The organism is Nocardia pneumoniae NBRC 100136, from assembly GCF_000308755.1.
GTDB classification, from domain to species: domain Bacteria; phylum Actinomycetota; class Actinomycetes; order Mycobacteriales; family Mycobacteriaceae; genus Nocardia; species Nocardia pneumoniae.
This window is the reverse complement of record NZ_BAGF01000073.1, coordinates 1-10119: the sequence shown is the minus strand read 5'-3', so window position 1 is coordinate 10119 and position 10119 is coordinate 1. Positions and strand designations below refer to the sequence as shown.

At 68.7% G+C, this 10119-nt stretch carries 1 protein-coding gene; it reads left to right on the top strand.

The features are described from left to right. Positions 1-10119 (top strand): non-ribosomal peptide synthetase (locus tag ON34_RS23440; protein ID WP_051023020.1); only part of this gene is annotated, 10119 nt, incomplete at both ends.

Here is a 10119-nt window from a genome sequence, read left to right as displayed (position 1 = left end):
TGAGCAGCTGGCCGCCTACGTGGTCCCGACACCCGGACACGACCTCGACCCACACGAACTGCTGCACGCGATCTCGGTAACGCTGCCCGCCTACATGGTCCCTTCCGCAGTGGTCGTCCTGCCGGAATTGCCGCTCAATACCAGCGGCAAACTCGACCGCAAAGCACTACCGGAGCCGGTGTTCGAAGCAGCGCAGTACCGGCCCACCCGGACACCTGCTGAACAGGCGGTCGCCCAGGTATTCGCGGATCTGCTCGGCCTGGACCGGGTCGGCGCCGACGACGACTTCTTCGCCCTCGGCGGCAACTCACTCCTGGCGACCCGGGCCGTCGCACGAGTCAACGAGGTGCTGAACTCACACGTCACGGTTCGTGACCTTTTCGAGGCGTCCCGGGTCGCCGCACTCGCCGCTCGGGTGGTTCCCGGTGGCGCGGATTCCCGTCCGGCACTCGTCGCTTCGATACGATCCGACCGCATCCCCTTGTCGCTGGCGCAACAGCGGATGTGGTTGATCAACCGCATCGACCCGGACTCGCCCGCCTACAACATGCCCTTCGCCCTCCGGCTCACCGGCACCCTCGACGTGCCCGCGCTGCGCCTGGCGGTCGCCGACGTGCTGGAACGCCACGAGGCGCTGCGCACACGTTTCCCCGCCGACCCCGACGGGCTGCCGTATCAAGAGATCCTGCCGACCGACGCGGTGCTGCCAGACGGGCTCGCGATCGACGATGACACCACCGATGTCACCGCCATGGTGGTCGGGCTGATGTCCGGGGGCTTCGACGTGACCACGTCCGTACCTGTCCGGCTGCGGCTGTTCAGCTCCGGCGACGATCACCTGTTCGTCCTTGTGGTGCACCATATTTCCGCCGACGGAGCATCGCTCGCCCCACTGGCCCGCGACCTGATGACCGCCTACCTGGCCCGCACCGGCGGCGGCGCGCCGGACTGGTCGCCGCTACCGGTGCAGTACGCCGACTTCGCCCTCTGGCAGCACGCCAGCATCGGCTCCGACAGCGATCCGTCTTCCCCTGCGGCGCAACAGCTCTCGTATTGGCGCGACCAGTTGGCCCAGCTGCCCGGCCCGCTGCAACTCCCGACGGACCGTCCACGCCCCGCCACGCCCTCGACCCGCGGCGCGTCGACCGCCGTCACGATCCCGGCCCCGATCCACGACCAGCTGACCCGGATCGCGCGTGACCACAACGCGACATTGTTCATGGTCCTCCATGCCGCTCTGGCCGCCCTGCTCGGGCGGCTCTCCGGCGGCACGGACATCGTGATCGGCACCCCCATCGCCGGTCGCGGCGAACGCGCACTCGACGACCTGGTCGGAATGTTCGTCAACACACTCGCCCTGCGCGTCGAGGTCGACCCCGCGACCACCTTCCACGACCTCGTCGACCGAACCCGCGAAACCGCCCTATCAGCCTTCGCCAACGCCGACATCCCCTTCGAACGAGTCGTCGAGGAAGCCGGTCTCCCGCGCAGTGCGGCGACCGATCCGCTCATCCGTGTGATGCTGTCGTTCCAGGACCTCGAGCAGCCCACGCTGGAACTTCCGGACCTGACCGTCAGCGCACTGGACACCGGCGAGATCACCGCGAAGTTCGACCTGCAGGTGATCATCGAACCGCGCCTGGCCGCCGACAACTCGCCCGACGAGATGGTCGTCGTCTTCACCTACGCCACCGACCTTTTCGACGAACCGACCGTGCGCTCCTTCGTGTCCCGCTTCGAGCGCATCCTCGCGGCGGTGGCAGCTGAACCGTCGACAGCGGTGTGGGACATCGACATCCTCGACGCCGAAGAAGCCCAGCGGCTGATGGCCGCGGGTTCGGCCACCCCGGAACACGGGAACGAGCCGGACGCCATCGCGCTACTGCCGGATCTGCTCGCCGCCGCGGTGGAGGAGAACCCGGACGGTATCGCGGTGCTCGTCGCCGACGAGACCGAAGCACTGGGCGAACTCGAGTACGCCGAACTCGACGAGCAGTCCACCCGGCTGGCGCGGTCGCTGATCGACCGTGGTGTCGGGCCCGAAGACCTGGTAGCGGTGGGCATTCCCCGATCGCTGGAGTCGGTGCTCGCGGTGTGGGCCGTCGCGAAGACCGGCGCGGCCTTCGCACCGGTCGACCCGCACTATCCCCGCGACCGGGTGGCGCACATGGTGTCGGATTCGCGAGCGGTGCTCGGTCTGACCGTCGACGCGGTGCGCGCCGACCTTCCTGACGAGGTCGAGTGGCTGGTCATCGACACGGCCGAGTTCGCGGACGCACTCGACCGGCACTCCATCGAGCCGATCACCGACCGGGATCGGACCCGGCCGCTGCGTCCGGAGCACCCGGCCTACGTCATCTACACCTCCGGCTCCACGGGTGTGCCCAAGGGCGTGGTCGTGACCCACGCCGGCCTGCCGGGTTTCTGCGCGGAGCAGCGTGAACGCTATCGCGTCACGAGTAGTTCGCGCACCCTGCATTTCGCGTCACCGTCGTTTGACGCGTCGGTGCTGGAATTGCTGCTGGCGGTCGGCGGCGCGGCGACCATGGTGGTGGTCGCGCCGACCGTCTACGGCGGCGCCGAGCTGACCGCACTGCTGCGGCGCGAGCGGGTGACCCACGCGTTCGTCACACCCGCGGCGCTGGCCACGATGGACCCGGCCGGACTCGACCGGCTCCGCGTGGTGATCGCCGGGGGCGAGGCATGCCCGCCGGAGCTGCTGCGGCGCTGGATCCAGCCGATCGCAGGCCGACGGACCCGTGAGTTCTACAACGGCTACGGGCCCACGGAGACCACGATCATGACGAATATCAGCGATCCGCTGTCTCCCGAGGGGCCCGTGACGATCGGTGGGCCTATCCGGGGCATGCGCGCTCTGGTGCTCGACGGCAGGTTACGCCCGGTACCCGAAGGCGTCACCGGCGAACTGTATCTCGGTGGCGACCAGCTCGCGCGCGGCTACCACAACCGTCTCGCGCTCACCGCTTCCCGTTTCGTCGCCGACCCGTATGGCCCGCCCGGGGCACGGCTCTACCGCACCGGGGATATCGTGCGGCAGCGCCGGATCGGCGAGCAGACGGTCGTAGAGTACGTCGGCCGCAACGATTTCCAGGTCAAGGTGCGCGGCTTCCGGATCGAACTCGGAGAGATCGACGCGACCCTCACGGCCCGTCCCGACATCGACTTCGCGGTCACTGTCGATCGCGAATCCGATTCCGGCGCAACGATACTGGTGTCCTACGTGCGGCCAGCGGGGGACGTGTCCATCGACACCGCGGCACTGATGGACGAGCTCGGTCGCACGCTGCCCGCCCACATGGTGCCGACTGCCGTCGTCGTCCTCGACGAGATCCCGTTGACCCCGGTCGGCAAACTGGACCGCCGCGCTCTGCCGAAGCCGCAACTGGCCACCGCCCCGTTCCGGTCGCCGTCGGGGCGTCTCGAACAGGCCGTCGCGGATGTGTTCGCCGAACTGCTGGGTACCACCCGGCCGGTCGGCGCGGATGACGATTTCTTCCGTATGGGCGGGAACTCGCTGATCGCCTCGCAGGCCGCGGCGCGGCTCGGGACCGTCCTGGACGCTCGAGTGCCGGTCCGGTTGCTGTTCGAGGCGCCGACCGTCGCCCTGCTCGCCGCCCGGCTGGCGGACTACGAGGGATCGGGTCGCGGCGGGCTGCTGACCGCGCGTCAGCGGCCCGAGCGCATCCCGTTGTCGTCCGCTCAGCAGCGGATGTGGTTCCTCAACCAGTTCGACACCGGATCGGCGGCCTATAACGTGCCGCTGGCGGTGCGGCTCACCGGAGACCTCGATGTGGCCGCTCTGCGCGCCGCCATCGCGGACGTGGTGAACCGGCACGAGATCCTGCGCACGGTCTATCCGCAGACCGCGCAGGGGCCCGCGCAACTGATCCTCCCAGCGGATCAGGCCGTGCCCCGGCTCGAGGTGCGGACGGTGGCACCGGAGGATGTCGAACCCGCTGTGCTGGAGGCGATTTCGACCACCTTCGACGTCACTGTCGAGGTTCCCCTCGCGATGGCGCTGTTCCGCGTCGCGGGCACGGATCCCGTCGAGCATGTGCTCGCCATGGTGGTGCACCACATCAGCGCCGACGGATCGTCGCTGGGCCCGCTGAGCCGGGACCTGATGGTCGCTTACGCCGCGCGCGCGGCGGGCGCCGCGCCGGACTGGTCGCCGCTGCCCGTGCAGTACGCCGACTACAGCATCTGGCAGCACGAACTCCTCGGTTCGGAAACCGACGCGGACTCGCGCGCCGCCCAGCAGATCGCCTACTGGCGGCGGACCCTGGCCGGGTTGCCCGAGCAGCTGGACCTGCCCACCGACCGGCCGCGTCCGGCCGTGCAGTCGTTCGCCGGCGGCAAGGTGGAGGTCCGCGTCGACGCGGCGACCCATCAGGCTCTCGTCGACCTGGCCCACGACCATGGCGCGACCCTGTTCATGGTGGTCCACACCGCCTTCGCGGTGCTGCTGGCCCGGCTCGCCGCGACCGACGACATCGCCATCGGCACCCCGATCGCGGGCCGGGGCGAGGCGGTCCTGGACGACCTGATCGGCATGTTCGTCAACACCCTGGTCTTCCGTACCCGGATCGACGCCGGTGAGCCGTTCACCGAACTTCTCCTCCGGCAACGGGATGCCGACATCGAGGCGTTCGCCAACGCCGACGTGCCGTTCGAGCGGCTGGTCGAGGTGCTCGATCCGGTCCGCTCCACCGCCCGCCATCCGCTGTTCCAAGTAGGCTTCTCGTTCCAGAATCTGGCCGACGCCACGCTGGAACTGCCCGGTCTGACGGTGTCGGGGCTGGATCTGGACACGGGCTTGTCGCAATTCGACCTGCACCTGATCGTCGCCGACAGCTATGCCGAGTCCGGCGCGGCGGCCGGTATCGACGGATTCCTGACCTACGCCACCGATCTCTTCGACGCCGCGACAGCGGACGCCATCGTCGCGCGACTGTCGGCGATGCTGGAGATCGTCGCGCGGGCACCCAAGACCGCGGTCGGCGAGATGGCGATCCTGAGCGAGGCCGAGCGCGCGGACATCCTGGTGCGGCGCAACGCCACGCAGCGTCCGGCCGAGCTGCCCGCCACGCTGGTGACGCTGCTCGACGCCACCGTGGCCGACTCGCCGAATGCCGTCGCCGTGGTCGCCGACGCGGCCGAGGGCGCCACCGAACTGACCTACGGTGAGCTGGACGCGCGGGTCAATCGCCTTGCGCGGCACCTCATCTCGCTGGGTGTCGGTCCGGAGTCGCGGGTGGCGCTGGCATTGCCGCGTTCGGTGGATCTGCTTGTCGCCATGTACGCGACGGCCAAGGCGGGCGGCGTCTATGTGCCGGTGGACCCGGAGCAGCCCACCGAACGCACCCGCTCCATCCTGGAGGCGGTCGCCCCGGTCTGCGTGCTGGCCGGGACCGACTTCGACACCGAGACAGCGCCGGTGCTGCGCGTGCACGAACTGGATCTGGCCGGGCTCGATCCGACGCCGATCTCCGACGCGGACCGGAGCGCCCCGCTGCGGCCCGAGCACACCGCGTACGTGATCTTCACCTCGGGCTCCACCGGTCGGCCGAAGGGGGTCGCGGTGCCGCATGAGGCGATCGTCAACCAATTGCGCTGGAAGATCGTCGAATTCGGGCTGGACGCCGCCGACGCGGTGTTGCTGAAGACCGCGGCGACGTTCGACTTGTCGGTGTGGGAATTCTGGTCGGCGGCGGTATGCGGCGGGCGATTGATCATCGCCGCACCCGACGGACACCGTGACCCGGTCTACCTCACCGAGCTGATGGCCCGCGAATGGGTGACCACCCTGCACGCGGTGCCGTCGATGCTCGAGGCGCTGCTCACCGCGGGGCTGCCCGACTCGCTGTGGCGAGTGCTGGCCATCGGTGAGGTGCTGCCCGCCGCGCTCGCGCAACGGTTCCGGCGCGAACATCCGCGAATCGAACTGTTCAACCTCTACGGCCCGACCGAGGCGGCGGTCTCGGTCACCAGCCATCGGGTCACCGAGGGCGACGAGGCGACCGTGCCCATCGGCGCACCCGAGTGGAACAACCGGGTGTACGTGCTCGATGGTCGACTGCAACCGGTGCCGGACGGTGTGGTCGGCGAACTGTATCTGTCCGGCGCGCAGCTGGCGCGCGGCTACTTCGGGCAGGCGACACCGACCGCGGAGCGGTTCGTCGCCGACCCGTTCGCCGCGGGCCAGCGCATGTACCGCACCGGCGACCTGGCCGTGTGGAACCGCGCGGGCGAACTGGAATACCGAGGTCGCGGCGACTTCCAGCTGAAGATCCGTGGCTTTCGCGTCGAACCCGGCGAGATCGAGGCCACGCTGCTGACTCTGCCCGAGATCGCGCAGGCAGTGGTGACCGCGCGAAACGACGCGCACACCGGTGACCGGTTGGTCGCCTACCTGGTGCCCTCGGGCGACACCGTGGATCTCGATGCGGTGAAGCCGGCCCTCGGCGCCGTGCTGCCGTCGTACATGGTGCCGTCCGCGTTCGTCGTGCTCGAGGCGCTGCCGTTGACCGTCAACGGCAAACTCGACCGTCTCGCGCTCCCTGAACCGGAGTTCACCGGCACGGTGTACCGGGCGCCGTCGACCCCGATCGAGGAGATCGTGGCCGGTATCTATGCCGACCTGCTCGGCGTCGATCGGGTGGGCGCCGAGGACGACTTCTTCGCGCTCGGGGGCAATTCGCTGCTGGCCACTCGGGTCGCGGCGCGCCTCGGGGCCGCACTCGAAACCAGGGTCGCGGTGCGCGCCCTGTTCGAAGCGCCCACCGTGGCCGGGCTGGCGCTGCTGGCCGGACAGCGCGCGGGCACGGGTGGCCGCCGCGCGCCGGTGGCGGGTCAACGACCGGAACAGCTCCCGTTGTCGCTGGCTCAGCAACGGATGTGGTTGCTCAATCAGTTCGACACCGCCTCCGCGGTCGACAACATCCCGGTCGCGGTCCGGCTGACCGGTCCACTCGACGTCACCGCCCTCCGGCAGGCCGTCGCCGACCTCGTGGCCAGGCACGAGACATTGCGCACGCGCTACCCGCACACGTCCGCGGGACCGGTGCAACAGGTGCTCGACCCGTCCGATGTTCCGATCGATCTGCTGCCCAGGCGGATCGGCGCCGAGGAGGTCGGCCAAGAGATCCGCGCTGTCGTCACGAAAGGCTTCGACGTCACCGTCGAACTCCCGTTCCGCACCGCACTGCTGCGGCTGTCCGACACCGAGCATGTGCTGGTCTTGGTCGCCCACCACATCAGTGCCGACGGATGGTCGATGGGACCGTTGACCCGCGACGTGATGCTCGCCTACGCCGCCCGCGTGGCCGGAGTGTCGCCCGACTGGTCGCCGCTTCCACTGCAATACGCGGATTACGGCCTGTGGCAACGCAGTGTGCTGGGCTCGGAGGACGACCCGCACAGTCCCATCGCGCAGCAGATCGAATACTGGCGCTCGGCGCTCGCCGGGCTGCCCGACGAGCTGCCGCTGCCGACCGACCGCATCCGGCCCGCGGTGCAGTCCTTCTCCGGTGGACGCGTCGGGTTCACGATCGACGCCGACCGGTACCGGGAGCTGCGGGCATTGGCCCGGGCGCAGAACGCGACGCTGTTCATGGTCGTGCACGCGGCCTTCGCGGTCCTGCTGGCGCGGCTGTCCGCCACCGACGACATCGCGATCGGCACCCCGGTGGCCGGGCGTGGCGAGCCGGAATTCGACGACATGATCGGCATGTTCGTCAACACCCTCGTGCTGCGCACACAGGTGCCGGGCAGCCTGACCTTCGAGGAGTTGCTCGCTCGGACCAGGAGCACCGATCTGGAGGCGTTCGCCCATGCGGACCTGCCTTTCGAACGCCTCGTGGAACTGCTCAACCCGCAACGCTCCACTGCGCGGCACCCGCTGTTCCAGGCGTCGCTGACCTTCGACAATCTGCCGGAGAAGCGGCTCGAACTCCCCGGATTGGCGGTGGAGGCGGTCGATTTCGAGGTCGGGACGGCGAAATTCGATCTGTCACTGGCGGTCCGGGAGAACAGCGCGGCGCTGGAGAGCGGTCACGACGTCGGCATGTACGCGGAGTTCTCCTTCGCCACAGACCTCTTCGATGAGGCGACCGTGCAAGGCTTCGCGGATCGATTCGGTCGAATTCTGGCCGCCGTGGCCACTGATCCGACCGTACCTGTGGGGGACATCGATCTCCTCAGCGAGTCCGAACGCGCCATAGTTGTCGGTGAACCGACGCCGCGCAACGTTCCGGCGACCGCTACAACGCTGCCGGAGTTGATCGGCGAGCAGGTGCGGCTTCGGCCGGATGCGGTGGCCGTGCGGTTCGGTGATGTGACGTTGAGTTTCGATGGTTTGCAGCGGCGTGCGAATCAGGTGGCGCGTGCGTTGATCGGGGTCGGGGCTGGGCCGGAATCCCTTGTCGCGGTGGCGGTGTCGCGGAGCGAGGAGCTGCCGGTCGCGTTGTTGGGTGTGCTGGTAGCGGGTGCGGCGTATCTGCCGATCGATCTGAGCTATCCGAGGCAGCGGGTGGTGGGGGTGTTGGAGGATGCTGGGCCGGTGTGTGTGTTGACCACGTCGGCGGAACGCTCGGATTTGCCGGATGCGGGTGTGCCGGTGGTGTTGCTGGAGCAGACGGTGCAGTTCGCTGACGATCCGGTCACCGACGCTCAGCGGGTTGCGCCGTTGCGGGCGGACAATCTGGCGTATGTCATCTACACCTCCGGTTCCACGGGTGTGCCGAAGGGTGTGGGGGTGACGCATCGGAATGTGGTGGAGTTGTTTGCCAATGCGTGCCCGTTGTTCGGGTTCGATGAGCGTGATGTGTGGACGGTGTTTCATTCGTTCGCGTTCGATTTCTCGGTGTGGGAGTTGTGGTGTGCGCTGGCGACCGGCGGAAGTGTGGTGATCGTCGATTACGAGACCTCGCGTTCACCGGAGTTGTTGCGGGAGTTGCTGGTTCGGGAGAGGGTGACGGTGTTGAACCAGACGCCGTCGGCGTTCGGCCAGTTGGTGGAGGCCGACCGAGAGGCGTCGGACGCGACCGAAGAATTCGCGCTGCGGTATGTGATCTTCGGTGGTGAGGCGCTGGATCTGCGGCTGCTGTCGCGGTGGTATGAGCGTCACCGGGTTGATGCGCCACGGTTGGTGAATATGTACGGCATCACCGAGACCACCGTGCATGTGTCGTTTCTCCCGCTGGGCGATCACTTGATCGACAGCCAGGCCAGTCTCATCGGCCGGGCACTACCCGGGCTCGATGCCTATGTGCTCGACCAGCGTTTGCGCCCGGCGCCGTTCGGTACCCCCGGTGAGATCTATGTCGAGGGGAGCCAGCTGTCCCGCGGGTACTTGGGGCAGCCGGGGTTGACCGCGACGCGGTTCGTGGCGAGCCCGTTCGGTTCGCCGGGGTCGCGGATGTATCGGTCGGGGGACATCGCGCGGTGGACCCGGTCGGGGGGTGAGCCGGGGCTGGCGTACGGCGGGCGGGGTGATCAGCAGGTGCAGTTGCGTGGTTTCCGGATCGAGCTCGGGGAGATCGAAGCGGCACTGCTGCGCTGTCCGGGCGTGAGCCAGGCCGTCGCGCTGGTCCGCACCGACCCGGCGCTGGGGGAGCAGCTGGTCGGATACGTCGTGCCCGAGGCCGGGGCGGACGTGGACCCGACCGAACTCCGTACCCAGGTCGGTGAGTTCCTGACCGGTTATATGGTGCCCGCCGCGATCGTGGTGCTCGAAGCGATCCCGTTGACGGTGAACGGCAAGCTCGACCGCCAGGCGCTGCCTGCGCCGGAATTCCGGGCGCGCGTCTATCGTGCGCCCGCCACTCCGATGGAGGCGGCGGTGGCCGCGGCATTCGCGGAGGTACTCGGCCTCGAGCGGTTCGGGATGGACGACAACTTCTTCGAGCACGGCGGGAACTCGTTGATCGCGGCGAAGTTGACTGTCCGGTTGTCGGGTGTGCTGGGTGCGAAGGTGCCGGTGATGCGGGTGTTCACCGCGCCGACGCCGGGGGAGTTGGTGGTGGATCTGGCCCGCCGGGCAAGCGGCCATGTGCAAACCGAGGCGGCGTTCGAGATGTTGTTGCCGCTGCGGGCGGG